This window comes from Variovorax sp. SRS16 (assembly GCF_901827165.1).
Lineage (GTDB): Bacteria > Pseudomonadota > Gammaproteobacteria > Burkholderiales > Burkholderiaceae_C > Variovorax.
This window is the reverse complement of sequence record NZ_LR594666.1, coordinates 598,044-621,364: the sequence shown is the minus strand read 5'-3', so window position 1 is coordinate 621,364 and position 23,321 is coordinate 598,044. Positions and strand designations below refer to the sequence as shown.

Below are 23,321 nucleotides of genomic sequence, written 5' to 3'. Positions count from 1 at the left end.
ATCGATAGCGCATGAGGAAAGCGCAAACGGCGTGCTATGCCTAGCCTATTTTATGCATTTGGTGTCCGCTCTTCAGCTTCATCCAGCTCCTCGCCATAGTTCAGCCGCCGCAAGGCAATCGACCCTTCGGCTGCTCTGACCTCAGCGGCAATCTGCTGCTCCAATTCAAGAATCTTTGATGCAGCAAATGCCTTCACCGTCTCGCGCTCGTCCCTTAGCCACGGCTCAAGCCAAACCTTGCGGCGAGCATGAAGCTCCGCAAATCCAAATTCGCCGGCAACCACGCCTGACTCTTGCAGAACGTACCTCGCCTCCTTGAGCAACGGGCTGTCGACGTCTAACGCAGCCACGATGTTTCGAACGTGGTCATAGATGATCTCCCTGCCCTCAAAACCTGACAGTATGGCGAGCGCGAAGGCAAGGTCATCTTTGGTTCCATCTGCAATTAGTTGAGCCAGCCGATCGCTAAGGCCACTAGCTAGGTCTGGAAACACAGATGCCAGCAGCTTTCCACCGTCAAAGCGGAAGTGCAACGAATCCGCATTGAACCAACGGCGTGCAGCCGCAAGCATGAGATCCGGCACCAGAGCAAGCGGGGCTTGAAGTTCATACACGCTGAAGGGGAGCGCGTCGTAGTCGGCTGGCGCTCGGCCCGTCAGCTTGAAAGCTTGCCGATGCCCTAGAAAGTCGATAACGCGTCCCGGCCACCTCTTGGCAATCGACGCCGCAATGTATTCGGAGTCGTATTCAAGATCCGGATACTGAAGCAGCGCTTCCAACACTACTTCCGCCTGGCTTTCCTCGAGAGCCTCAATAATGGGCTTGCTTAGCCACGACACCCAAGGCATACGAATCCAACTAAAGTCATGTGCTTCAGATAGGTAGCGGAGCGCCGGGAGAAACACTGACTCGATGAGCATGCCTGGATATTCATCGTACTGGTCCGCACAGGCGAGCAATGCGTTGCGCACTGCTCGAGCGTTGCCATGCCGCAGCGCACTTTGCGCCGCGCGTTGCAGCAGGCTTTCATCGAACGGATCCGCAGACCGCAGGAACCACGTAATCTCTTCGACGTACCGACCTTCTTTCAGCCATTCCTCGACCATAGCAAGGACTTTCTCTCGTTCGCCGCTGGCAAAGAATCCGGACAACATGGCAGGCAAGAAAGCTTCGAGTGGTCCGCCATTTAGTTTGTCGACGTAACCCAAGACTATCGCCGGCTGCTCTTCTGCCAGTTTGGTGAGGAATTTGCCAAATACTGGAAAGGTCGCAAGGTCATTCGATTCGATTCGCGCGTAGCGACTCAGTCTGTCGAACCACTCGTCGGCGCTGCGCACGTTAACGAGGGCCAGAAGTGCCGTCACCTCCCGGGCTCGATATGCGTCGGCTTCAGCACGCCGGAACGTTTCATCTTCCCATGCAGGCGGAAACACGCAGTCGAACCCGACTAGCGTCTTGAACGCGACAAAGTCTGGATTGGAATTGACGACATCACGGAAGGCGAACGCTGCGGCCTTCACCTTGGCTTGCCCTGCGACAAGACTCTCATCTTCGCGCATTCCTTCGGGCAAATCTGCGTACATCCGATAGTTGCGATGCACTCGCGTCTCTGTAGCTTGCCTGAGACTCAGGCTAAGCCTGGGGGCGACCTCCGCCTCAAAGCAAATAATGGAGCACGTGTCGTCCATCACAAGCCGAGCGAGCGCGTTGCTGTACCCAGCTCCTATCGCGGGGCGAGTTGCGGCCTGAAGCGCCAAGAGCACCTCTCGGCGTTCGTCTTCCTCCTCGCTCAGTGCAAACTGGTGCTTCAAGAGACCAATCGCCTTCGTCCGAATGTCGCCAAGGGCGTCGGAGGCGACCACCGCCCCACGATGAAAGGTCACCGTCTCGGATGTGTTCGAGCTACCTGTCACTTCTGCGCCAAGTATTTCGCGCGGCACCGACGTTAGAAGTTTCGCCGAACCGCGCCGCTCATCGTCGCCAAGCTGGGCAACGCTGTCCACCAGCACCGCTTGCGCCGCCGGACCGTGCTTGCGCCAGACCGCGAGGTCGTGCTTTGCGAGCGATGTGGCGACTTCAATGAGGGGTTTTCTCTCTGCCTCGTCTGCTGCCCAGCCATACAGTGTCCGGAGCGCTTCGAATGTGACCTCAATGTCAACGTACCGATAGCGTGTCAGAACCTTAGCGATTTTCGAAACGATATCTGCATAAGTCTTAGCGGGAATCTCACCGTATGGCGTGTCTATCGCAACTGGCTGGGTCACTCGAGAGATCTCAGCTGCAGCAATCAACCGTTCGACCACATGCGGGTATACGCTCTGCAAGTCGTCGTAGAGCGGGAGGACGCTTTCCGAGAAGGTCTCAAGCGCATCTGCTCGTGCGTTGTTGTCGGACGCCTGAACGATTACCTCCAGCGGATCGCCATCAAAGAGCGCCTTACCTTCCAACAGTCGCTTAAAGTCATTCGCAATCTGTTGAAATTCGTAGCCAGCGGGAAGAAGGTACTTACGCGCGACCTTGTGTAACCGCTTCTTGATGCTGTCAAATTGTTGGGCACCGAAACTTCCAAACTCCGGAGTTTTGTAGATGGTGTCGTGTGCCATCTCCGCCCACGCATGATTAAGGATGGTCTGGACTTGAACCTCGCAACGCATGCTCGCGAATGAAGCGTACTCCGGTAGCGCCACCCGCTCGGGACGAAGAGCCACAAGGTAGTGGTTGGAGATGTAGAGATTGTTGGCCTCTGCGTCTCTTCGCGGATGATGAAGCTTGGCCTCTAGAATCTCGAAGTTCCGGTCGATGATGCCGGAGTTGATGAATCGGGAGACGTCGCTGTTGGTATAGAAGACGAGACGGCAGCCCGCCAGATCCTTGATGCTCGTCTCAACGGCTGTGGTCCCCTCGAGTTGCCGGTCCTGAAGCTTCTTGTTCAGCGAGGCTGGACTCTTCGCCCGCTTCGTCACCTGCTGCAGCCGGTAGCCTCCTTCGCGTTCGATTGCAGCGGCTAGGATGGCGGCAACTGTTTCTGCAAGAGATGCATAGGCTGCTAGCCCGCTGCGCTCATAGTCTTCGAAGTTCATCTTCTGGCCAATTGTTACTTTTCAAAACCGACACATCGGCCAATGCGCAGTCGCTTGGCCATGTTAAGGAACCGTTCTGTCGCGCGATGAGCCGCAGCTCACAGTCGCGCCCAGAAATCCGCCACGCTGGTCAAGATCCCTCAAGTCCTCTATTGCTGCAGAAGCTATATCGCATCGCGCCGCGGCGGTGTGGGAGTGCCGTCGCCCACGTGACGCAACCCTTCGAAGAGCTGCAAGGGCACGGGAACCCTGTGCTGGCGACAGGCAAGCAGCACGAGAGGCCACCAGCCGAACTTGACGGCCGACAGCTCGCCGAAGTAAGGCATCTGTGCGCATTCTGCGAAGACTTGATCTAGGAAAGCTTCCTTCGAACCATCTAGGTTCAGTTCGGCGAGTGTCGCGCCGTGGTGATCCGAGTCGACATAGAAGTGCGCTTCTGAGCCCGCATCGGGATACCAGAACTGAAAGGTGCAGTGCGCCATGATGTCCTGCTTCATCGAGGCGACTTTGCGATACGTCTGCTCGTCATCCAACAATGCAGAAATCAGCGCGATCGACGGGTAAAGGATACTGGCCGACGTTACCTTTTTGCGATCTTCCTCATCACCCGACTTCGGGTGTTCGATGAGCTCGGCATATGTCGCGAGCGCGCGGGGATAGCGGCCATAGGTCTGATAGGAGAATCGCGCCCGCTCCAGAACATCGGCCAGCCAGTTGCGCACGAAGTCCCTGTTGCTGCTATCCATCGCCAGCAAAAGGGTCGCCAGAAGGATATCGATTGCCTGATCATCAGTAGCCGGCAGCCGCAGCGCCGGGTTGTTCAGGATCAGCATCTTTGCAGCCTCCATGTGTTGCAAAAAAACGCTGTGCGCTTGCGCCATGACAGACGTCTCCGCATCAACGCCAGAGACATCGCGCTCCTGTATCTTCTCCTTTAGGCGCGATGCAAACCATCGCGCCCAGATTCCGCTCATGCTCAAGCGACCAAGGAGGTCGAACAGCTTCAGATTGACATCCACGCTGTTCGCTCCCTGCACCGCGCTCGACACTGCGTGTGTCTTGTCCGCATAAGGCAAAACGTTCTTGCCCAGGAACTCGGCGGAGATCAGGCGATATGCCTGGAAGATCGAAAAAAATGCAGCCTCGAGCTCACGTGCCGTCTTCGTGCCCGAACTCACGTGCCGTCGCAAGATGTTCCAGCCGTGCAGCAACGTCAGCTCGCTAGCCTGATAAGCGGCCTCCATGTTCTCGGTATCGCGTGCCCACGACAACAAGATCCACAGGCAAATGCTCATCTGCCGCGTCGCGGTCACGCGCTGCGCGTCATCGAGCGCTTCGACAGACGACAGCTTGCAGATGAGTGCCGCGAAATGACGAAAGGCGACCTCTGGCTCGTCGAGCATAGCCAGCGACTTGCGCAGCAGAGAACGCGCCTGCGTCGGCAACAGGTCCTCACGCAAAAAACTCGACTGAATTAAAGCGGCGAGTTTGTCGCCGTTCCACTCCTCGAAGCTGATTTGGGCTGTCGTGCGTTGCGTCATGTAGCCTGCGAGCGCGGGGCGCACCTGTTCCTGCACATCCCCGCCAAGCGTCACGCAGATTACGATATCTTTGTCCCGGTGTTCGGCGGGCAGTCGGTTCGGGATGTACGCATCCAAGATGTCGTCCAGCGAAGGTCGCAGCGACTGCTCCGACTCGCCGTTCCAGCCGCGTCGCGTGAGATCTCCTGGCTTGATCGAAAACAGATAGACCTTGTCGGCGCCGCCATCCAAGCTGCCGACGGCACCGACGTCCACTCCATCCTGGCGCGTGCCCCGCGCCGGGCGCGAATAGACATTGAGTCCCAGCTGGCTCAGCAGATCGGGCAGCACAGCATCGAGTTCGCCGCGCTCTCTGAGTGCCGAGAGGTATTGTCTGATGATGAGCTTCATGGGTCGAGACGCTCGACGCGAAAGACGCGCAGTGTAAAGTCCAGACCGTAGGGGTCCAGGATCTCCATGCGCGGAAACTCCATCGACACGCTATGGCTCGTCAACGGCAGTTCGATGCGGCGCGGCTCGGACTCGCCGGTGTGGATATAGCTGATCGACTTGTGCCCGTAAAGTAGGGTGCTGCGCGAGAAGAGGTTCAGAAAGACCGAGTCGCGCTCTGCGGCCTTCATCGCAGTCGCCATCGATTCGGCCATCTGGCGGCGATGGGTTTCGCGCTGCGAGGGCCCTGGTTGCAGCGCGTTGAGTACTGGTATTTGAGCGAGTTCGCCAAGATGCCCGGCGATGGCGGCCAGCGCCTTGTCAATCGCGTGTCTGACCGGTTCACTCGTGCGTGCGGACCGGCGCTCCAGGTACTCGCGCGTGCTGCCCGGATAGTTCAAGAGCAAAGGATCAATCAGCAGGGCGGCCAGCGCGTCGAGGGTTTCTTCGTCTGGTGCGTGATGCATGAGGGTCACCACGATGCTCGCGGCTGCCACGTGCGCCATGAACAGGTAGCCGATCGCCTTGCGAGCGATGAAGACGAGGTGTACGAAATCCATGCGCGGAATTTCGCGCTCGTCGATATCGATCGGCAGGTCGACGCGGCGATGGGCCTGGACGATTTGAGGGATAGCCTCGCACAGCACCTTTCGCCCGCTCAGAAACCAGCGCGTGATTACCGTTGCTAGCAGCGCGGGGCTTTGCTGGATCTCGCTGATCGTGCTGCGCAGACTTTCAACAAGTAAGCGCCCGTCGTGTGTGACGAGCAGTGTCTCGAGGAACTGCAGGCCGTCCGTTGGATTCTCTGGCGTCAGCATCATCGCGAGCCCATGGTCCAACTGGTCCAGCGTACCCGTGTGCTGTGGCTCGACGCGCAGAAGATGCGGCAGCAGAGCGCGGCGTAGCGATGACGGGATTTCTTTTCCGCGGAGCCACAACAGACCGGCTGCGGCATGCAGGCTGGCGCCTTGGCCCTTGCCGAGCGCCGCGTCGATCAGCATGACCGCCCGCGTCTGCAGTGCTGGGTCGCGGATTAGGCAAGCAAGCGATGCGTCGATCATGGCGGCCAGAACGTGGTCGTTGGTCTCGCGGGTCTGCGCCTCCTCCAAGGCCGCAAGCATCACTTGCGGCAGCGTACTCGTCGCTGGTACACGGATGCGCCCGATAGCAAAAACCGCGTGCTGGCGCACCTCGACCACCGAATGGCAAGCGAGATCAAGTACGGGGGCCGGATCATAAATCTCGGCAACCGTCGATTGGGCGACCGCTACGGCGGCGATCATCTCGGCTAGGCCTGCAGGATCGGCCAGAATCAGGCGCATCGCTTCATCTGCGCGAGGCGGATCCTGTACGCAGAACGCTGTGAAGGCGTTCAAAATAGTGCCGGCCGCCAGATCTCGCCCGGCTTCACGGCACAATGCGAGCACGCAGCCCATAACCCGTTCGACCGGAGCTTGCAACTGCGGCAATGCTTTCTCGAACACATGACGGGTTAAAAAGAACTCGTGGTTCTGCTGGGCGGAATTCTTCAGACCTGCAAAAGCGGCCACAGCATCGACAGTGCCCTCATTGTGAAGAGCCGCGAGATCCCGGGCGAGATCGTCGAATCGATCCCGTGCACCTCGGGCCGTCGCGTGGATGGCCTGCAGCAGATCGCCGCTCGCGGCCTGAAGGACTTCCTTTAACGACTGCTCCTGCGGCATTTGTGCGATCTCCCTGTTGCGTCGCCGATTGAATTGGTTAGTGCAGCGCTACACCCATGGCGTAGCCGTGCACTAAGGCCACAAAGACCTCCGAAAGCGTCAGTCCGAACTTGAAGTTGAGCACGCTCAACCCACCCAAATGATGGTGTAGCGCGTCCGCACGTACTCTTCAACCTCGTATCTCAAGTTCATAAATACGTCACGCGTGCAATCGAAGTCGGATACCCGAAGTTAGACGAATTTTGACCCTTGCTGGCGAATTCGTCTGCTCAAGTATTGAGCGATATCCCGTTCCTATTCTAGGGACTCAGCGGCATCCCCTGAAAGATCGAAGCGTCCGCTGGCCAAGCCACGAACATGCACAATGTCGCGATTCGCGAGGTGGCCCTACGGGAATGTTCGACCCGCTGCGGACCTTGCGTCCAGCGTTGTCATGCAAGGAGGCAAGGGATGGATGCCAAGTGCCAGTGCGGTCAGCTCTCCGTGAATTTGCCCGGCCCGAGTTCATCGATCGTCGCTTGTCATTGCAGCGACTGCCAGCGGCGAAGCGGGTTGCCGTTCGGTGTGTTGGCCTACTACCCAATTGAGAGCGTCAAGATCACAGGCGAGGCGACTCGCTACAAGAGATCGACTGCAAAAGGTGGCACGTTCGAGACCTTTTTCTGCCCAACCTGCGGATCTACCGTCTATGCCCGCGCCGCAAAGCATCCCACCTTGATCGGGGTCGCTGTCGGGGCGATCTGCGATCCAACATACCCGGCTCCCATTCGGTCGGTTTGGGAGGAACGCAAGCACGATTGGGTTGTGATTCCTGAGCCCGCTCAATACTTTCCGCGAGGACGGTCGTAAGCCAAGCCGATGACTCGATGCTTTGGCGTTGGCGGTCGGATCGCTTCGATGACCGTGTCGTCACCGAGGCGTCAACTGCTCAATTCGCGATCGTGGATCGTCAAGCCGTAATCTCAATCCGATTGCCATCCGGGTCGAGCACAACACTCTCGTAGTACCCGTCTCCAGTCTTACGAGGCCCATCAAGCACCGGATATCCATCGTCCTTCAATCGTCGAGTGAGTTCATCGACCAACACTTCCGAGCCCAGCGACACCGCGAAATGCGCAAGCCCCATGCGCTGCGCTCCGGGCTCGATGACCAGCGGATGCAGCGTCGTCGTCTTCATGACTTCGATCCGCGCGCCCTCCTTGAAACTCAGAAAGCAGGACTCGAATCCCTTGGCCGCATTGACATACCCGCTGCCGGGCTGCGCATCGAAATAGCGAATGTAGAACTGCTTGCAGCGTTCGAGGTCGTCGGTCCAAAGGGCAATATGTTCGATGCGCATTCGGGTCTCGATCACACCGGGTTGGGATTGCGCTCGAGAAAGCCCTGTTGATGCCAATAGGGATAGGCCCGCGTCGTCGTGCTCGCCGCGTCGAGCTCAGCCACCTGCGCCTGCGTGAGGTTCCAGCCCACCGCGCCGAGGTTCTGGCGCAGCTGTTGCTCGTCGCGCGCGCCGATCACGACGCTGGACACGGTCGGGCGCTGCAGCAGCCAGTTCAGCGCGACCTGCGGCACGGTCTTGCCGGTCTCGCCGGCGATCTTGTCGAGCGCGTCGACCACGCGGTAGAGCAGTTCGTCGGGGACCGGTGGCCCCATGTCGGCCGTGACGTGCAGGCGGCTGTTGGCCGGCAGCGCTTGGCCGCGCCGGATCTTGCCGGTGAGCCGGCCCCAGCCGAGCGGACTCCACACCACCGCGCCCACGCCCTGGTCCTGCCCCAGCGGCATCAGCTCCCATTCGTAGTCGCGGCCCACGAGCGAGTAGTAGGCCTGGTGCGCCACGTAGCGCGGATAGCCGTAGCGCTCGGCGACCGCCAGCGACTTCATCAGGTGCCAGCCCGAGAAGTTGGAGGCGCCGACGTAGCGCAGCTTGCCGGCACGCACCAGATCGTCGAGCGTGGAGAGCGTCTCCTCCACCGGGGTGGCGGCGTCGAAGCCATGGAGCTGGAACAGGTCGATGTAGTCGGTGCCGAGGCGCCGGAGCGCCGCGTCGACCGCGCTCACGAGGTGGTGGCGCGAAGCGCCGATGTCGTTGGCGCCCTCGCCGCTGCGGAAGGTGGCCTTGGTGGAGATCAGCAGCTTGTCGCGCGGCCGGCCCTTGATCGCCTCGCCGAGCACCGACTCGGCCGCGCCGCCCGAGTAGATGTCGGCGCTGTCGAACATGTTGACGCCCGCCTCGAGGCAGATGTCGATCAGCTTGCGGGCCTCGGCGACGTCGGTGTTGCCCCAGGCCTGGAAGAACTCGCCCTTGCCGCCGAAGGTGCCGGTGCCGAAGCTGAGCACCGGAACGCGAAAGCCTGATTTCCCGAGAAAGCGATATTCCATGGGGTACTCCGTGTGGGGAATCGACCGAATGGGTCTGGCGCCGAAGCCGCGTTCGCCGTGCTCTGGCGGCTCCTCCCGGATTCGGCGGGTTTGGTCACTTTTCGGCACTGGGGAAGCGGCGATCGGCCCGATTCTAGGCAGACCGAAAGCGCGCTGTCGCCAGTGACCAATCACCGCGTCTTCCAAGGTTTCTCGACCAGGCGCTGCACGGATTCGGGTTAACCCTGACAATTGCCCCTCTGTTAGGGAAACTCCGATGCTCGTCTTGCTTTTCGTTTTGGGTGCCGCTGGCGGCCTGGTGGCGCATGGTCTTTACATCTCGGATTCGACCAGTTTCTAGGCGCTTCGCTGGTCGCGACAATGGCCAGCGCCACCCATGCCAAACGCCGGGCGATCACTCGGCCGTGATGTTCGCGACCTTGATGATCTGCGCCCACTTGCGCGTTTCGCTGGAGATGAAGGCGCTGAATTCGGCTGCGGTGCCACCCCGCAGTTGCAGCCCCACGGCCTCCGCCTTGCGGCGGACCTCCGCGTCGGCCACTGCGGCATTGATCTCCGTATTCAGCCGCTCGACGATATTGGCCGGCGTTCCGGCCGGCGCCAGCATGCCATACCACCCATAGCCCACGACCGATTGCAGCCCCTGCTCGCGGAAGGTCGGCGCGTCAGGGTAGAGCGGCGTGCGTTCTTCGTTGGCGACGGCCAGCACGCGCAACTTGCCAGCCTGTAGGTGGGGCACCGCGGTCGAGATGGCCGTCAAGGTGGCATCGATTCGCCCGGCAAGAAGCTCGGTGTAGGCCGGCGCATCGCCGCGGTACTGCACGACGATGCCTTTCGCGCCGGCAGCGCGCAACAGGAGCTCGGCCGTCAGGTGCGGCGCGGACCCGGCCCCGGGCGAGCCGAAGGTCGCTCCCTTAGGATTGGCCTTCGCGTACTGGATGAACTCAGCGAGCGTCTTGTAGGGTGCTTGTGCGTTGACGATGAGGAACAAGGGCGCGATCGCCGTGCTGCCGATCGACGTGAAGCTCTTGTGCACGTCGTAGGGCAGGTCCTTGTACAAGGCCTCGCCGATCGCGATCGGCGCTGCGGCGTGGAGCAGCGTATAGCCGTCGGGCGGCGCCTTGGCCACGAAGTCATTGGCAATGCGCGTACCGGCGCCCGCCTTGTTCTCGACCACGACGCCCTGGCCCAGCTTGCGCCCGAGGAACTCGCTGAGGACACGCGTCAGGATGTCGTTCGACCCACCGGCGTTGTAGGGCGACACCATGCGGATGGACCGTGCCGGCCATGTCTGCGCGTGACTCGATGCGCTCCAGGGCAGCGCCAGGCCGGCTGCGGCGGCCGTGAGAAGGTGTCGGCGGTTCAGGTTCAGTGTCATGCTGGCTTGTCTCCGTTGTGTTGGGGTCTCAGATTGGCTGGATCGGCGGATAGTCGAATCGCAGTTCCAGGTGGTCGGCATGCGGTTGATAGAGCCGCAGCACGACGTAGAACAACTCGCCCCCCGGCGCCGGAAGCCAGTTGAGGCCAGGGCCCGGGTCCTCGGCCTGAAGCCTGATGGCGAGGCTGCCATCGGCATCGTGGCGCAAGCCGGGCGTGCGATCGCCGATCGAGTAGCGGTGGATGGGGTTGGCGACGAAAAGGCAATCGCTGCGGCGGTACATGGTGAGCGACCAGAAGGCGCCGACCTTGAGGCCCCTGCCCGGCGCGAACCGCAACTCATAGCGCTTCGATCCATCCAGCGGCGCGCCGTGCGCGTCGACCTCCGCCGTGGGATACATCGCCTCCTCGACGCCGAGCGCGCCGATGAAGTTGCGAGCGATGCGGGCGCGCGTCAGGTAGTCGTCGCCCCAGTGGGTCTTCACCAGGACCGGGATCGCCCAGCCTCCGCCCAGCTCGTGCGGCTGATGGCCGGTTCGCAGGCGCTCGTAGACGGCAGGCAGCGAGGTCGCGAGATCGACGGCCGCGGCAGGCCACGCCAGATGTTCACCCGGCGACGGTGGATTGCGCCGCAGCGCGGCGCTCACGATGGACAGATAAATGTCCGCAGACGGGATGCCGGTATCGCGGCCGTCGATCCAGGTATCCGCACGCAGGGCTGCGTCGGCGCCGTCGAGGCGAACGAGCCGCATCGCGGACTGCGACTTGCGCACGCGCGCAGCATCGTCGCCATCGTCTTCCACGAGGTGGCGGCCGATCAGCCACACGTCGTCGCCCGGCGCGGCCACCGTCCCCGTGATGTCCGGCGGAACCGCACCGTGCCAGCCGGGTCCATGTACCAGGGTGCGCTGGGGCCGGTTGCCGGTCGTCCGGCGCCCCACGTAGGCGAAGGGATTGGTCCAGGCATCCAGCAGCCCGAGGGTCCAATAGCGCTCGCCCATGTCGGGCGTCTCGATGATGACCGGTCCTTCGGAGAGGTCCAGCCAGGCATTGCTGTAGACCGTGTCGTTGTTCGGGCTGACGACCTCCTTGTCCTCTGGCCCGAGTCGGCGGTGCGTATGGGTAAAGAGGTTGACCCATCGCAGCGTGGATTGCGGATTCGGCGCAGCGAAGCCGAGAACGGGGTGGCGGCGTGCGGTGGTCGCCGCGCGCATGCGCATCATCTCGAACAGCGGCAGGGTCTGGATCACCACGGCCTCGCATCCGCGCGCGACGGGATTCGTCTTCGAATTCATGGGCATCTTCTCCGGGGTCACGCGACGGCGCCGGCACGGCGAAGTTCGTCGATCTCGTGCGCCGCGAGTCCGAGTTCGGCCAGCAGCCGATCCGTGTCCGCGCCGCACGCAGGCGCAGCGGGCGGCCTGGCACGGGGCGCATCACCCAGCCGATAGGGCAATGCGAGGGACGGATAGGCGCGGCCATCGGTGTCCATGGCATCGACCAATATTCCGCTGGCCTGGACATCGGCACTTTGCAGCACCTGCCGGTAGCTGCGAACAAAGCCGACCACGATCTGGTTGCGGCTCAACAGCGCCACGCATTCCTCGCTGGTGAAGGCCGAGAGACATTCACGCAACACGGCGCGAAGCTCGGCGCGGTGCTGCACCCGCAGGGCGTTGGTGCAAAAGCGCGGGTCCGTCGCGAGCGGCTCGCGCCCCATCACGCGACAGAACCGCACCCAGTGCTCGTCCGCGTAGGCGGACAGGACGATGTGCCCGTCGCGCGTGGGCACCACCTCCGCGGCGGGCGCATTGTTGGGCTGGCCGTCGCCGATGCGCGTGGGCTCGGGGGCGCCTCCGAGGTAGTCGCACCACGTGGTGGCCTGAAGATGCATGGCCACCTCGAGCAGCGAGGTACGCAGCGTCTCGCCGGTCCCCGTCCGCTCGCGGCCGTAGAGCGCGGCCAGCACCGCCTGGGCCCCGAGGTGCGCAGCGGCCGCGTCGATGATCGGCACGCCCACCTTCTGCGGCAGGCGGTCCGGCTCGCCGGTGACCGACATCAAGCCGCTCTCGGCCTGAGCGGCGATGTCGTAGCCGGGACGTTCGCTCGATGGTCCCAGGTCCCCGAAGCCCGAGATCGACAGGTAGATGACCCTGGGGAATCGCTCGCGCACGGCGGACGGCCCCAGCCCCAGTGCCTCCACCGCGCCGGGGCGCAGGTTCTGGATGACGATGTCGCTTTTCTCGATCAGGCGCCACGCGATCGCCCGGCCGGCCTCGCTCTTCAGGTCGAGCGCGATGGACTGCTTGCCGCGGCTGTAGGCGCGGATCATCGACTCGCCGTAGCGGCCGATGTGTCTGGCCTGGTCGCCTGCCGGCGGTTCGATCTTGATCACCTGCGCGCCCAGCTCGGCCAGGACCATGGCCGCGCCGGGGCCGGCGATGTATTGGCCCAGGTCGATCACGCGCACGTTCCTCAACGGGGCGGCGGGCCCGGTTGCCTCTTCGGATTCGAATTTCATTGGCGCGAAGTTAGCGCTTTCGCCGATGCTTGAAAATTCGAGAATCGTGAGGGGGCGATCACGATTGGCTATATCCTTCGGGCACTGAAATGGACACGAAGACAGACCGTCTCATCCGCAAGCTGCGCCTGCGACATCTCGAGCTGCTCGTGACGCTTTCAGAGACGCCCACGATGCGCGGCGCAGCGGTGCGGCTGCACCTGAGCCAGCCCGCGATCAGCAAGATGCTCGGCGAAATCGAAGACTGTTTCGCAGCCCGGCTGTTCGAACGCAGCCATCAGGGGATCGTTGCGAACGCGCTGGGTTCGAGTGCCGCATTTCGCGCCCGCGCCGTGCTGAATGAACTGGCCCGCGCCACCGAGGACGTCGACGCCATGCAGAGCGGCGTGACGGCGGTTCTGCGCGTGGGTGCGCCCTCGGTCACCGCCGCCGTTCCGGCGGCCATCGTCAGGCTTCGCAAGCGGATGCCGGGAGTCGCCGTGCAGTTGCGCGAGGGCCGCGTCCACGAGCTCATTCATCGCCTGCTCGAAGGGGAGCTCGACTGCGTCTTCGGCGCCATCACGCCCGAGTTGATCTCAAGCGACATGATCCCTTTGCTCGAGCCCGTCGTGCTGCTGAAGGACGAGTTGTGCGTGCTGGCTTCCGCTTCGAACCGGAGCGTCGCGGGACGCAGAAGATGGCAGTGGGCCGATCTGCAATCCGCAGCCTGGGTGCTCCCGCCCAAGGAGACACTGGTCAGGCAGGCATTCATCACGGCCTTCCTGAACAGCGGCGTGACGCCGCCCGAGCCGGTCATCGAGGCCATGTCCTCGGTGACGATCGGCACCGTGCTTCGCAAGGATCCCTCGCTGCTGTGCGCGGTACGGCTGGAGCATGCGCTGGACGAAGTCGCCAGGGGCGGCGTGCTGAGGATCAAGGTCCTGCCGCAGGTCGTCCTGCCGTCGTTCGGGCTTTTCTTTCGACGAGACGGAATGGCAAGGCCCGCGATCCTCACGGAGTTCGCGGATGCAATCCGGTCCGTGAGCGGAGCCATCGCCTCGAAGAGATGACCGGCGACGCAACGCTTTTGGATTGCGGGCGGGTTCAACCCGCCAGCACCAGCCGCAGCACCTCGGCCCGCCGGCTCTCGCTCAGCGGCGCGATGTCGCCGCCGCTGAGCCGGACGCCGAGTTCGCCGTGCTCCGGCGGAATGATCGCCTGCATGCGCAGGCGATTGACCAGCGCGCGGCGATGGGTGCGGATGAAGCCGTGCTCGCGCAGCCGGGTCTCCATCTCGGACAAGGTCTGGCGCAGCAGGCGCGTGTCGGCGCCGACATGCAGCGCCACGTAGTTGCCCTGGGCCTCGATCCAGTCGATCTCGTCGGTGCGAACCAGCACGTCGCCCTGGGTCGCGGTCCTGACCATGAAGGTCGGCGGCGACGCGGGTGCGGCCGGGGGTGGCGGCGCGTCCGCCGGCACCGGCCGCTGGCGTTCGCGCAGCAGGCCCAGCACGGTCGCCGCGGTCAGCATCAACGCGAAGGTCAGCACGTCCTTGCGGTATTCGTAGAGCAGGCCGGGCAGCCAGCGGCCGAAGTCGTAGGACCGGCCCATCGCCTGGTAAGCGAGGTGGCGCAGCGCCACCATGGTCGCCACATGGCCCACGCAGAAGACGACGCTGGCCGGCACCACGAGCGGCAACCGGCGCGCGAAGCCGGGCCGCCGGAACTGCAGGCGGCCGGCGAACCACAGCGTGGGGATCAACCAGATCAACAGGGCCAGGGCGCTGCTGAATTCCCAGATCCAGGGCTCGACCGGCTGGAAGGCAATGCCGCGGCGCGTCAGGTCGCTGGTCACCGAGGCGCTGTTGACGGTCGCCTGCACGGCCATCCAGGCGGCCGCCAGAACGAAGACCCAGGCCCAGCCCGGGCGCTGGCCGGTCACGGGAGGGGCGGTGTTCGTCCCGGATTCGGCGGGTTTGGTCACTTTCGGCACTCTGGAGGCGGCGATCGGTCCGATTCTAGGCAGACCGATCGATTCACGAGGCCTTTCCCATGGACCGAAGACGACTCCTTCAAGCCGCCGCGGCGGCGCCCTTTTTCATCCCCTCGACCCGGGGTGCCGCGGCCGCCGCCGGCGTCCCGGCCCTGCGCCCGCGCGTGCGGCCCGGCGACGCCGACTGGCCCGACCCGGCGCGATGGTCCGAGCTCGACCGGGCCGTCGGCGGCCGCCTGGTCAAGGTGGAATCGCCGCTGATCGCGAGCCGGAGCGCCGCCGCCGCCAGCCGCGACGCGCTGTTCGCCACGCTGCGCAACCCCTGGTTGCTGGGCGACAGCGTGGGCCTGACGCAGACCCTCGCATGGGTCGATGCCTGGACCTCGCAGCCGAGCGCCTATGCGGTCGCGGCCGCATCGGCCATCGACGTGGCGGCGGCGGTCGACTTCGCGCGCCGCCATCGCCTGCGGCTGGTGGTCAAGGGCGGCGGGCACAGCTACCAGGGCACGTCGAACGCGCCCGATTCGCTCTTGGTCTGGACGCGGGCGATGAACCGTATCGAGCTGCATGAGGGCTTCGTCGCGAGCGGCTGCGCGGACGCGCCCCAGCCCGCCGTGACGGTGGGCGCCGGCGCGGTCTGGGGACCGGTGTACGACGCGGTCACGACCCGGGGCGGGCGCTACGTGCAAGGCGGCGGCTGCCTGACGGTCGGCGTGGCCGGGCTGGTGCAGAGCGGCGGCTTCGGCAGTTTCTCCAAGGGCCACGGCACGGCGGCCAGCAACCTGCTGGAGGCCGAGGTGGTGACGGCCGACGGCCAGGTCCGCATCGTCAACCGCTGCCGCGAGCCCGAGCTGTTCTGGGGCCTCAAGGGCGGTGGCGGCGGCAGCCTCGGCGTGGTGACGCGGCTGACCTTGCGCACCCATCCGCTGCCGGACGGCTTCGGCACGGTCAACATGCGCATCGCGGCGAGTTCGGACGCGGCCTACCGGCGGCTGGTCGGGCTGGTGGTGGCCCACTGCCGCGACCACCTGGTCGACCCGCACTGGGGCGAGCAGATCATCTTCCAGCCCGGCAACGTGCTGTCGGTGGCGATGCTGTTCCAGGGCATCGGCCGGGGCGAGGCCTCGGCCATCTGGCAGCCTTTCATCGACGCGGTCATGGCCGCGCCGGGCGACTTCCGCTTCGAGGCCGCGCCCTTCATCCTCGGCCTGGATGCGCGCCGCTTCTGGGATCCCGAGCACTGGCGTCCGCCGGGCGTGGTGGTGCGCGACGCGCGGCCCGGCGCACCCGCATCGAACATGGCCTGGAGCGGCGACGTGAAGGATGCGGGCCAGGTGCTGAATGCCTACCAGTCGGCCTGGTTGCCGGCCGCGTTGCTGCGGGAAGGGAACGGCACGGCCCTCGCCGAGGCGCTCTACCGGGCGAGCCGCCAATGGGGCTTCGCGCTGCACCTGAACAAGGGCCTGGCCGGCGCGCCGACGTGGGCGCTCGACGCCACGCGGGACACGGCCACGAACCCCGCCGTGATCGATGCCTTCGCGCTGATGATCTGCGCCTCCAATGCGCCCCCGGCCTACCCCGGCGTGCCGGGCCACGAGCCCGACACGGCCGCGGCGCGCAGCCATGCCCGCGCGGTCGCCGCCGCCATGGATCCGATCCGCCGCCTCGTGCCCGACGCCGGCGCCTACGTGTCGGAGAGCGACTATTTCCAGCCCGATTGGGCCCGGGCCTTCTGGGGTGGCAACCACCCGCGGCTGCAGGCGGTCAAGGCACGCCATGACCCGGACGGCCTCTTCTTCGTCCACCACGGCGTGGGCAGCGAGCGCTGGCAGGACAACGGCTTCACGCCGGTGATCGAATAGGTGCAGCAGAAGATGGCGCGCCGAGCTGCTCGGCCAGCCCGACAAGGATGCCCTCGGGCCCGCGGAGATAGGCCAGGCGGTACGTGTCCGCGTACTGCATTTCGCCAATGAGCTCGGCCCCGTGGTCGCGCATGCGCGCGACGAGGGCGTCGATGTCATCGACGGCGAACATGATGCGTCGGATGCCCAGCGTGTTCACCGGCAGGTCCACGGGGCCCCACCTGATCGCGTCGGGCGTGTGGAACTTGTCCAGCTCGATGCCCTGTCCATCGGGCGTCCGCATCATCGCGACGGTGGCGCGGACATCCTTGAGCCCGATCAGCTGTCCGACCAAAGGCCCTTCGACTGTCGTTTCGCCCTCGAGCCTGAGGCCCAGTTCGATGAAAAACGCCTTGGTGGCTTCGAGATCGTCGACAACGATAAGGACGTTGTCCATGCGTTTGAGCGTCATACCCTTCCTCTCCTCACTTCATTGATGAGGCCGTTGCCACAGGTGGTGTCATTGGAGCTCGAGGCGCGTCGAAGTCGACTTTCGCCACGCACCCACCTATGCCCCAGCCAAAGCCCGATCGGCCACCCCACTCATCTTCCCCGGGTTCGCCACGATGCCGATCGACAAGATCCGATCCCCAGCCGTCTCGAACGCAAGCACCGAGTGCGGCACGCCATTGAAGAGCCGCAGCAACCCCAACTCGCCATTGACCCGCACCAGCCGATGGTCGAGTCGCGCGCCATGCGCAGCGACCTGGCGGGCGACCGCGTGGAAGAGCCGCGCAATGCGGTGCGCTCCGTGCAGAGGCTTGAGCACCACGCGCGCCTTGCCGCCGCCGTCCGCCACGAGCTGCGCATCCTCCGACAGGAGCGCGACGACGCGGTCGATGTCGCCGGCGGTCGTGGCCGCGACGAACTGCTCCAGCAGCGCGCGATGCTGGGCTGACGATGGACTGAACCGGCCCCGGGCCTCGCCCAGCCGCTGCCTGGCACGGTAGAGCAGCTGACGGCAGGCGCCCTCGCTGCGTTGAAGCGCATCGGCGATCTCGGCGTAGTCGAAGTCGAGCACCTCGTACAGCAGAAAGGCAGCACGCTCTTCCGGACTCAGCCGCTCCAGCATCAGGAGAAAGGCGATGGACAGATGCTGGGCCTTCTCCAACTCGGCCTCGGGCGACGTCACTTCCGCGACGATGGGCTCGGGCAGCCACGGCCCCACATAGGCCTCGCGCTCGACTTTCAAGCTGCGCAGGCGATCGATGCACAGGCGCGTCGTCACGCTCACGAGCCACGCTTGCGGCGAACGCAGGCTGCGGGCATCGGCCTCGCGCCACCTGAGGTACGCCTCCTGCACGGCGTCTTCCGCGTCCTGCGTGGTTCCGAGCATCCTGTAGGCGATGCCGAACAGGCGCGGCCGCAGGTCCAGAAAGGTCTGGGTCTCTGAGGGTGGTGACAAAACTGCAGCCTCGAACGTCTTGGAGGAATGATGAAGGGAATCACCGAAGGGTCTTCGGCGAGGACCCGGGTTCGATCAACCTTACTGCGGGAAGGAAAGATGATCCAGCAAACCAGCGTTGATGAAGAGCGCATTCTTGTCACCGGCGGCACCGGCCACCTGGGGCGCGACATCGTGAGCCAGCTGCTCGATCGGGGCAAACGGGCGCGCGTCCTGGCGCGGCTGCCGGGCACGGATCCGAGCGTCGAATGGGCGCGCGGCGATCTTTCGACAGGCGCCGGCCTGCGCGAGGCGCTGGCCGGCGTCACCACGGTCATCCATGCCGCGACCTTCTCTCCGATCGCGCAGCGCGGCGGGATCCGGCCCGTGGACTTCTTCACGACGCCCTCGGCCGTCGACGTGGACGGAACTCGTCGCCTTCTGGCGGCGTGCCGGCGCGCAAGAGTGCGGCACTTTCTGCACGTGTCGATCGTCGGCCTGGACGGAGCCGCTTCCCTTCCCTACAGCAAGGTGAAGCTGCAAGGCGAGGCCCTGGTTCGGCAGTCGGATCTGCCCTGGTCGGTGGTGCGCGCCGGCCCGTTCTACTACCTGCTGGCGCGGCTCTTCGGCGGCATGCGATGGATGCCCTGGTGGATCCTCCCCACTGCCGTCATGGACGCCGTGGACACCGCCGACGTGGCGTCGTATCTGATCGAGTGCGTCGATGACGGCAGGCTCGGCCTGCGCGAAGAGATCGGCGGCCCGGCGGCGCTGCCGCTCCCGGCGCTTGCGCGCGAGTATCTGCAGGCGCGCGGACTGAACAGGCGCGTGATCGGCATCAATGTCGCGCCCCGGACGGCGGCCCGGCTGGGCTTTGCCGAAGCGCGCGGCCGCAAGGGCGTCACCACGTGGCGCGAGTGGCTCGCTGCCAACGCCGACGAGCCGAAGGGCCGGGTCAGGCACAGGCCCTTGCCTGCAACCGCATTCACTCCCAACCAGCGAGGTGCAGATTGACGGCCAACCCTCTTGAAACCTGGCATCGCATCGTGGTGACCCAGGACCCGAGCGGCCTGCAGGACCTGCTCGCGGACGACGTGGTGTTCCACTCCCCCGTCGTCCACACGCCCCAACGCGGCAAGCAGATCGTGACACGCTACCTGGACGCGGCATTGCATGCGTTCTTCAGCCCGAGCTTTCGCGTCATCCGCAAGCTCTTCGGCGACACGGACGCCATGATGGAATTCGAAAGCGAGATCGATGGCGTGACCCTCAACGCCGTGGACATCGTCCAATGGAACGACGCGGGCCAGATCATCGAGTTCAGGGTGATGGTCAGGCCGCTCAAGGCGATCGGCGTGGTGCAGCAGAAGATGGCGGAGCGGCTTCAGGCCGGTGTGCAAATGGCACGCGATGGCGACGGCTCCGCGGCCTTGTAAGCACTGAGGACGATGCCGGACGGCATGGCCTTGGTGCCGACGAGTTCGAAGGCGCGTGCCGGGGATCCCTCGGCAAAGAAGCGCTTCCCGGCGCCCAGCAGGACGGGATAGACGATGAGCATGACCTCGTCCGCGAGCCCATGTTCGAGCAGCGTCGACGTCAGCGTGGAGCTGCCCCAGAGGATGAGATGAGGACCATCCTGTGACTTGATGCGACGTATGCCCTCGACGATGTCCGGCCCGACGCCCTCGAACGGGCCCCATTCGAGACTTTCCGGACGATGGGTCACGACATATTTGGTCGCCGCATTGATGCCGTCGGCCATCGGACCGCTCGGCGCCTTGGGCCAGTAGCCCGACCACATGTCGTAGGTGCGACGGCCGAGCAGCAGGTCGAAGCGCTCGCCGTGCGCGGCGAGGACTTCATCCCGGCCGGCGGGGGTCCGATAGGGCACGGTCCAGTCGGCGTAGGGGAAGTCGTCTTCGCCGGAGGACTGGATCACGCCGTCCAGCGAGATGTGTTCCATGATCTTGAGCTTTCTCATCGAGGTCTCCGTGCTGGGGGTTGGACTCGGACGTACCGTAGCAGGCTTCTTCGCGACCGTCAGTGGATCTCGTCCGCGACGCAGACCGCATCGCGGCCGGACTGCTTGGCCTTGAGCATGGCGAGGTCCGCGCGGTGCAGCGTTTGCAGGACGGATTCGTCGACTCGCATGCCGGCGACGCCGGCCGAAACGGTCAGCCGCCCGTCGGGCCTCGGCACCGCGGCCAGCAGGATGCGCAATCGATCCGCCAGCGTCCGGACCAGGGCTTCGCCCTGGTCGGGCAACAGCACGCAGAACTCTTCCCCGGCCGGACGCGCGCGCACTGGCAGCCGCCTTCATCGCCGCGAACAACAGGCTGAAAACCGTGTCGGCCCGGTTGACTGCGTGATCGACCACGAAGGGCAGGAAGAAGGCATGGCAGGCCAGCGCCCGGACGATGATGTAGGCGAACAGCGCCGTCAGCGGCAGCAGCAGCAGGCGCAGCCCAAGGTATTCCGGCGTGGGGATCAGGAGCCGAGCGAGGAGGGCGACCGCCGAGCCCAGCACGGCCGTCACGCCCATCTCGAAGGCAGTGAGCTGCAAACGCCTGAGCGTCTGCTCGCGATAGGCGCCGCCCCGATCGGCGGCAACGGGCTCGTGGGATCTCAATGACACGCTTCACTCCGTACGAGAAATGGATTCCGCCAGACGCGCGGCAAGCGGTCGCTGGCAATCATAAAATCAGGGCCAACCCCGGGCTCACCGCTCGATGAGCTCCACACCCGCCGAAGCCGCCTCGGCCTCGGCGTCCATGCCCACCCCCACAAACGATCCGCCACAATGTTCGTTTTGCCCCTGATCATCGTGCAAACCAAGCGCCTCACCACCCTGTCCCTCGCCCTCGCAATCTCCGCGGGCGCCCTTGTACCGTACTCGGCGTCGTACGCGGCCGCGAACCATGCCGCCAAGCCCGCAGCCCACCACAAGCCCGCGGCTCGCGCGCCTGCCTCGGCGCCCGCGGCAGCACCGGCCACTGCGGGCGGCGGCCTGCCCGCGCTGCCCGCCAAGGCATGGCTGCTGATGGACTTCGACTCCGGCGAGGTGCTCGCCTCGGACAACCCCGACGAACCGCTGCCGCCGGCCTCACTGACCAAGATGATGACCAGCTTCCTGGTCGAGCAGGCACTTCGCTCGGGCAAGCTCAAGAAGGAAGATCTTGTGTCGGTCAGCCAGAACGCCTGGTGCCGCGGCTCGAGCACCGAGTCGTGCATGTACCTGCCGCTCAACAGCCAGGCCACGGTGATCGACCTCCTGCGCGGCATCATCATCCAGTCCGGCAACGACGCATCCAAGGCGATCGCCGAGCACATGGCCGGCTCCGAAGAGAACTTCGCCAAGCTCATGAACGCCGAAGCCCAGCGCATCGGAATGACGCACACGCATTTCGTGAACGCGACGGGCCTGCCCGACCCGGAGCACAAGTCGTCTGCGCGCGACCTCGCGATCCTGGCGCGCACCATCATCCGCGACAGCGCCGACTACTATCCGATCTACGCGGAGCGCGAATTCAAGTACAACAACATCAAGCAGGGAAACCGCAACGCCCTGCTCTACACCGATCCCACGGTCGACGGACTGAAAACCGGCCACACCCAGGAAGCGGGCTACTGCCTCGTCACTTCGTCCAAGCGCAACGGGATGCGCCTCATCACGGTGATTCTCAACACCAACAGCGCGCAGGCGCGTGCCGACGAGACGCGCACGCTGCTCGGGTGGGGCTACAGCAACTTCGAGAAGGCCACCCCGATTCAACCGAACACGGTGGTGACGGCGGCCAAGGTCAGCTTCGGCAAGGCCGACACGGTGCCCGCGGTGCTGCAGTCGGCATGGTCGGTGACCGTGCCGCGCGGCCAGCAAGTGCAGACCTCGGTGCAGATCAAGCCGGACCTGGAAGCGCCGGTGACCAAGGGCACGGTGATCGGCAAGGTGGTCGCGAACGCGAATGGCAAGCCGGTGGGAGAAAGCCCGCTGGTCGCGCAGGCCGATGTGGAGCGAGCGGGGCTGATGCTGCGTTCGTGGCAACACGTGACCAGGTTGTTCGGCAAGTGAACGCAGTGCCGGCGAGGCAATATTCAGGGCCCCTTCGCGCCGTGATGGCGGCACACCTCGAGCACGACGCCGCGCAGCCATCGGTGCGCTGAATCTCGATCGAATCGGGGGTGCCACATCTGCGAGATGGTGATGTGCTCGGTCGGCACCGGCAGCTCGAACGAGCGCAGCGCGGCGCCTGCTCTCTGGTATTCGAAGTACGAGGCGGGTATCAGCGCCACCATGTCGGTGGCGGCCGCAGTCGACAGCGCGGTGCCGAAGCTGGGAACGACGACCGCGACGTTGCGCGTCAATCCAGCGGCGGCGAGGGCGTTGTCCACGGGACCCGCGATCTGTCCTCGGCGTGACGTGACCACATGGTCGCAAGCCGCATATCGCTCGGGCGTGATCTCGCCTTCTGCCAGCAGCGGGTGCCCCTGTCGCACGACGGCGACGAAGTGGTCGCGGTAGAGGGATTGAATGCGCACCTCGGGGCCCGACTCGCCAAGAACGCCGACGTCGAGATCGATCAATCCCTCGCGCAGCGGTCGCACGTCCTTGTCGGGCTTGGGCGCGAAGCGCAGGCGCACACCGGGCGCTTCGCGCGCGGTGCGCGCCACGAGCAGATGCGCAAAGGCCTCGGTGAAGCCGTCATTGGCCCGCACGGTGAAGGTCCGCTTGAGCGTGCCCAAGTTCAGATCGGGGCCGGCCGGCTGCAGCACGGCATTGGCTTCGTCGACCAGCGCCCTGACGCGGTCGCGCAGCGCCAGCGCCCGCGGTGTGTGGACCATGGCCCGGCCCGCACGCACGAGGAGTTCGTCTCCCGTCGCCTCACGCAGTCGCGCCAGCGTGCGGCTCATGGCCGATTCACTCAGGCCCAACCGCTCGGCCGCTCTGGAGACGCTGCCCTCGGAGAGCAGGGCGTTCAACGCGATGAGAAGGTTGAGGTCGGCATCCGTGGGCATGCGCGGAAACTAGCACGATTCG

The 23,321-nt window shown here is 64.7% G+C and carries 21 protein-coding genes; 7 read left to right on the top strand and 14 right to left on the bottom strand.

The window, feature by feature from the left end:
• Positions 1 to 50: 50 nt before the first annotated feature.
• From E5P2_RS03065 to E5P2_RS03055, 3 genes are all read right to left on the bottom strand, one after another.
• Complete coding sequence (locus E5P2_RS03065) at positions 51 to 3,080, bottom strand: RelA/SpoT domain-containing protein (RefSeq protein ID WP_162565687.1); 3,030 nt, start codon at positions 3,078 to 3,080, stop codon at positions 51 to 53.
• 164 nt (positions 3,081 to 3,244) lie between these two features.
• Complete coding sequence (locus tag E5P2_RS03060) at positions 3,245 to 5,011, bottom strand: hypothetical protein (protein WP_162565686.1); 1,767 nt, start codon at positions 5,009 to 5,011, stop codon at positions 3,245 to 3,247.
• A complete protein-coding gene (locus E5P2_RS03055; RefSeq protein ID WP_162565685.1) occupies positions 5,008 to 6,753 on the bottom strand; it encodes a hypothetical protein in 1,746 nt (581 codons plus the stop codon). The genes E5P2_RS03060 and E5P2_RS03055 overlap by 4 nt, the downstream gene beginning before the upstream one ends.
• Before the next feature lie 357 nt (positions 6,754 to 7,110).
• On the opposite strand from E5P2_RS03055, the gene E5P2_RS38335 reads away from it, so the two are divergent.
• Entirely contained in the window at positions 7,111 to 7,602 is a 492-nt protein-coding gene (locus tag E5P2_RS38335) for a GFA family protein (RefSeq protein WP_443083499.1), read from the top strand.
• Positions 7,603 to 7,702: 100 nt separating this feature from the next.
• On the opposite strand, the gene E5P2_RS03045 is transcribed toward E5P2_RS38335, so the two are convergent.
• From E5P2_RS03045 to E5P2_RS03025, 5 genes are all read right to left on the bottom strand, one after another.
• Complete coding sequence (locus E5P2_RS03045) at positions 7,703 to 8,092, bottom strand: VOC family protein (protein ID WP_162565683.1); 390 nt, start codon at positions 8,090 to 8,092, stop codon at positions 7,703 to 7,705.
• 11 nt (positions 8,093 to 8,103) lie between these two features.
• The gene (locus E5P2_RS03040; RefSeq protein ID WP_162565682.1) at positions 8,104 to 9,132 is read right to left on the bottom strand and encodes an aldo/keto reductase; all 1,029 of its coding nucleotides are present in this window, start codon (positions 9,130 to 9,132) and stop codon (positions 8,104 to 8,106) included.
• Between the two features lie 394 nt (positions 9,133 to 9,526).
• A complete protein-coding gene (locus tag E5P2_RS03035; protein ID WP_162565681.1) occupies positions 9,527 to 10,510 on the bottom strand; it encodes a Bug family tripartite tricarboxylate transporter substrate binding protein in 984 nt (327 codons plus the stop codon).
• A gap of 28 nt (positions 10,511 to 10,538) precedes the next feature.
• Positions 10,539 to 11,804: a DUF1254 domain-containing protein gene (locus tag E5P2_RS03030; protein ID WP_162565680.1), complete on the bottom strand. Its 1,266-nt coding sequence runs from the start codon at positions 11,802 to 11,804 to the stop codon at positions 10,539 to 10,541.
• Positions 11,805 to 11,821: 17 nt separating this feature from the next.
• Positions 11,822 to 13,030, bottom strand: a complete 1,209-nt coding sequence (locus E5P2_RS03025) for a CaiB/BaiF CoA transferase family protein (protein ID WP_162565679.1) — start codon at positions 13,028 to 13,030, stop codon at positions 11,822 to 11,824.
• An 89-nt stretch (positions 13,031 to 13,119) separates the two neighbouring features.
• On the opposite strand from E5P2_RS03025, the gene E5P2_RS03020 reads away from it, so the two are divergent.
• Positions 13,120 to 14,079 carry a LysR family transcriptional regulator gene (locus E5P2_RS03020; protein ID WP_162565678.1) on the top strand — a complete coding sequence of 320 codons (960 nt, stop codon included), beginning with the start codon at positions 13,120 to 13,122 and terminating at the stop codon, positions 14,077 to 14,079.
• Positions 14,080 to 14,113: 34 nt separating this feature from the next.
• Here E5P2_RS03020 and E5P2_RS03015 read toward each other — a convergent pair whose 3' ends face one another.
• The gene (locus E5P2_RS03015; protein WP_162565677.1) at positions 14,114 to 14,992 is read right to left on the bottom strand and encodes a LytTR family DNA-binding domain-containing protein; all 879 of its coding nucleotides are present in this window, start codon (positions 14,990 to 14,992) and stop codon (positions 14,114 to 14,116) included.
• A gap of 68 nt (positions 14,993 to 15,060) precedes the next feature.
• On the opposite strand from E5P2_RS03015, the gene E5P2_RS03010 reads away from it, so the two are divergent.
• Positions 15,061 to 16,863 carry an FAD-binding protein gene (locus E5P2_RS03010; protein WP_162565676.1) on the top strand — a complete coding sequence of 601 codons (1,803 nt, stop codon included), beginning with the start codon at positions 15,061 to 15,063 and terminating at the stop codon, positions 16,861 to 16,863.
• Here E5P2_RS03010 and E5P2_RS03005 read toward each other — a convergent pair.
• On the bottom strand, positions 16,844 to 17,314 hold the full coding sequence (locus E5P2_RS03005; protein WP_162565675.1) for a VOC family protein: 471 nt from the start codon (positions 17,312 to 17,314) through the stop codon (positions 16,844 to 16,846). The genes E5P2_RS03010 and E5P2_RS03005 overlap by 20 nt on opposite strands.
• 96 nt (positions 17,315 to 17,410) lie before the next feature.
• Positions 17,411 to 18,307 (bottom strand): RNA polymerase sigma-70 factor, encoded by an 897-nt coding sequence (locus E5P2_RS03000; protein WP_162565674.1) that lies wholly within the window; start codon positions 18,305 to 18,307, stop codon positions 17,411 to 17,413.
• 30 nt (positions 18,308 to 18,337) lie between these two features.
• On the opposite strand from E5P2_RS03000, the gene E5P2_RS02995 reads away from it, so the two are divergent.
• Entirely contained in the window at positions 18,338 to 19,300 is a 963-nt protein-coding gene (locus tag E5P2_RS02995) for an SDR family oxidoreductase (RefSeq protein ID WP_197908443.1), read from the top strand.
• A complete protein-coding gene (locus E5P2_RS02990; RefSeq protein WP_162565673.1) occupies positions 19,297 to 19,722 on the top strand; it encodes a nuclear transport factor 2 family protein in 426 nt (141 codons plus the stop codon). Before E5P2_RS02995 ends, E5P2_RS02990 begins: the two co-directional genes overlap by 4 nt.
• Here the strand turns inward: E5P2_RS02990 and E5P2_RS02985 are convergent.
• Entirely contained in the window at positions 19,671 to 20,267 is a 597-nt protein-coding gene (locus E5P2_RS02985; protein WP_162565672.1) for a dihydrofolate reductase family protein, read from the bottom strand. The genes E5P2_RS02990 and E5P2_RS02985 overlap by 52 nt on opposite strands.
• Positions 20,268 to 20,326: 59 nt before the next feature.
• Complete coding sequence (locus E5P2_RS02980; protein WP_232080558.1) at positions 20,327 to 20,590, bottom strand: diguanylate cyclase domain-containing protein; 264 nt, start codon at positions 20,588 to 20,590, stop codon at positions 20,327 to 20,329.
• Positions 20,591 to 20,651: 61 nt separating this feature from the next.
• Between E5P2_RS02980 and E5P2_RS02975 the strand changes: the two genes are divergently transcribed.
• Together E5P2_RS02975 and E5P2_RS02970 are read left to right on the top strand one after the other, a co-directional pair.
• Positions 20,652 to 20,918 (top strand): hypothetical protein, encoded by a 267-nt coding sequence (locus tag E5P2_RS02975; RefSeq protein WP_162565670.1) that lies wholly within the window; start codon positions 20,652 to 20,654, stop codon positions 20,916 to 20,918.
• A 168-nt stretch (positions 20,919 to 21,086) separates the two neighbouring features.
• Positions 21,087 to 22,355 (top strand): D-alanyl-D-alanine carboxypeptidase family protein, encoded by a 1,269-nt coding sequence (locus E5P2_RS02970; RefSeq protein ID WP_232076943.1) that lies wholly within the window; start codon positions 21,087 to 21,089, stop codon positions 22,353 to 22,355.
• Between the two features lie 23 nt (positions 22,356 to 22,378).
• Here the strand turns inward: E5P2_RS02970 and E5P2_RS02965 are convergent, their stop codons facing one another.
• A complete protein-coding gene (locus E5P2_RS02965) occupies positions 22,379 to 23,299 on the bottom strand; it encodes a LysR family transcriptional regulator (RefSeq protein WP_162565669.1) in 921 nt (306 codons plus the stop codon).
• Positions 23,300 to 23,321 lie beyond the last annotated feature (22 nt).

Bases quoted from the DNA above. Each gene is read 5' to 3' on its own strand.
- E5P2_RS03055 (WP_162565685.1), bottom strand. From the start codon at position 6,753: ATGCCGCAGGAGCAGTCGTTAAAGGAAGTCCTTCAGGCCGCGAGCGGC.
- E5P2_RS02985 (WP_162565672.1), bottom strand. From the start codon at position 20,267: ATGAGAAAGCTCAAGATCATGGAACACATCTCGCTGGACGGCGTGATC.
- E5P2_RS02995 (WP_197908443.1), top strand. From the start codon at position 18,338: ATGAAGGGAATCACCGAAGGGTCTTCGGCGAGGACCCGGGTTCGATCA.
- E5P2_RS03020 (WP_162565678.1), top strand. From the start codon at position 13,120: ATGGACACGAAGACAGACCGTCTCATCCGCAAGCTGCGCCTGCGACAT.
- E5P2_RS03030 (WP_162565680.1), bottom strand. From the start codon at position 11,804: ATGAATTCGAAGACGAATCCCGTCGCGCGCGGATGCGAGGCCGTGGTG.
- E5P2_RS03025 (WP_162565679.1), bottom strand. From the start codon at position 13,030: ATGAAATTCGAATCCGAAGAGGCAACCGGGCCCGCCGCCCCGTTGAGG.
- E5P2_RS38335 (WP_443083499.1), top strand. From the start codon at position 7,111: ATGCACAATGTCGCGATTCGCGAGGTGGCCCTACGGGAATGTTCGACC.
- E5P2_RS03035 (WP_162565681.1), bottom strand. From the start codon at position 10,510: ATGACACTGAACCTGAACCGCCGACACCTTCTCACGGCCGCCGCAGCC.
- E5P2_RS02965 (WP_162565669.1), bottom strand. From the start codon at position 23,299: ATGCCCACGGATGCCGACCTCAACCTTCTCATCGCGTTGAACGCCCTG.
- E5P2_RS03045 (WP_162565683.1), bottom strand. From the start codon at position 8,092: ATGCGCATCGAACATATTGCCCTTTGGACCGACGACCTCGAACGCTGC.
- E5P2_RS02970 (WP_232076943.1), top strand. From the start codon at position 21,087: ATGTTCGTTTTGCCCCTGATCATCGTGCAAACCAAGCGCCTCACCACC.
- E5P2_RS03060 (WP_162565686.1), bottom strand. From the start codon at position 5,011: ATGAAGCTCATCATCAGACAATACCTCTCGGCACTCAGAGAGCGCGGC.
- E5P2_RS03040 (WP_162565682.1), bottom strand. From the start codon at position 9,132: ATGGAATATCGCTTTCTCGGGAAATCAGGCTTTCGCGTTCCGGTGCTC.
- E5P2_RS03065 (WP_162565687.1), bottom strand. From the start codon at position 3,080: ATGAACTTCGAAGACTATGAGCGCAGCGGGCTAGCAGCCTATGCATCT.
- E5P2_RS03010 (WP_162565676.1), top strand. From the start codon at position 15,061: ATGGACCGAAGACGACTCCTTCAAGCCGCCGCGGCGGCGCCCTTTTTC.
- E5P2_RS03005 (WP_162565675.1), bottom strand. From the start codon at position 17,314: ATGACGCTCAAACGCATGGACAACGTCCTTATCGTTGTCGACGATCTC.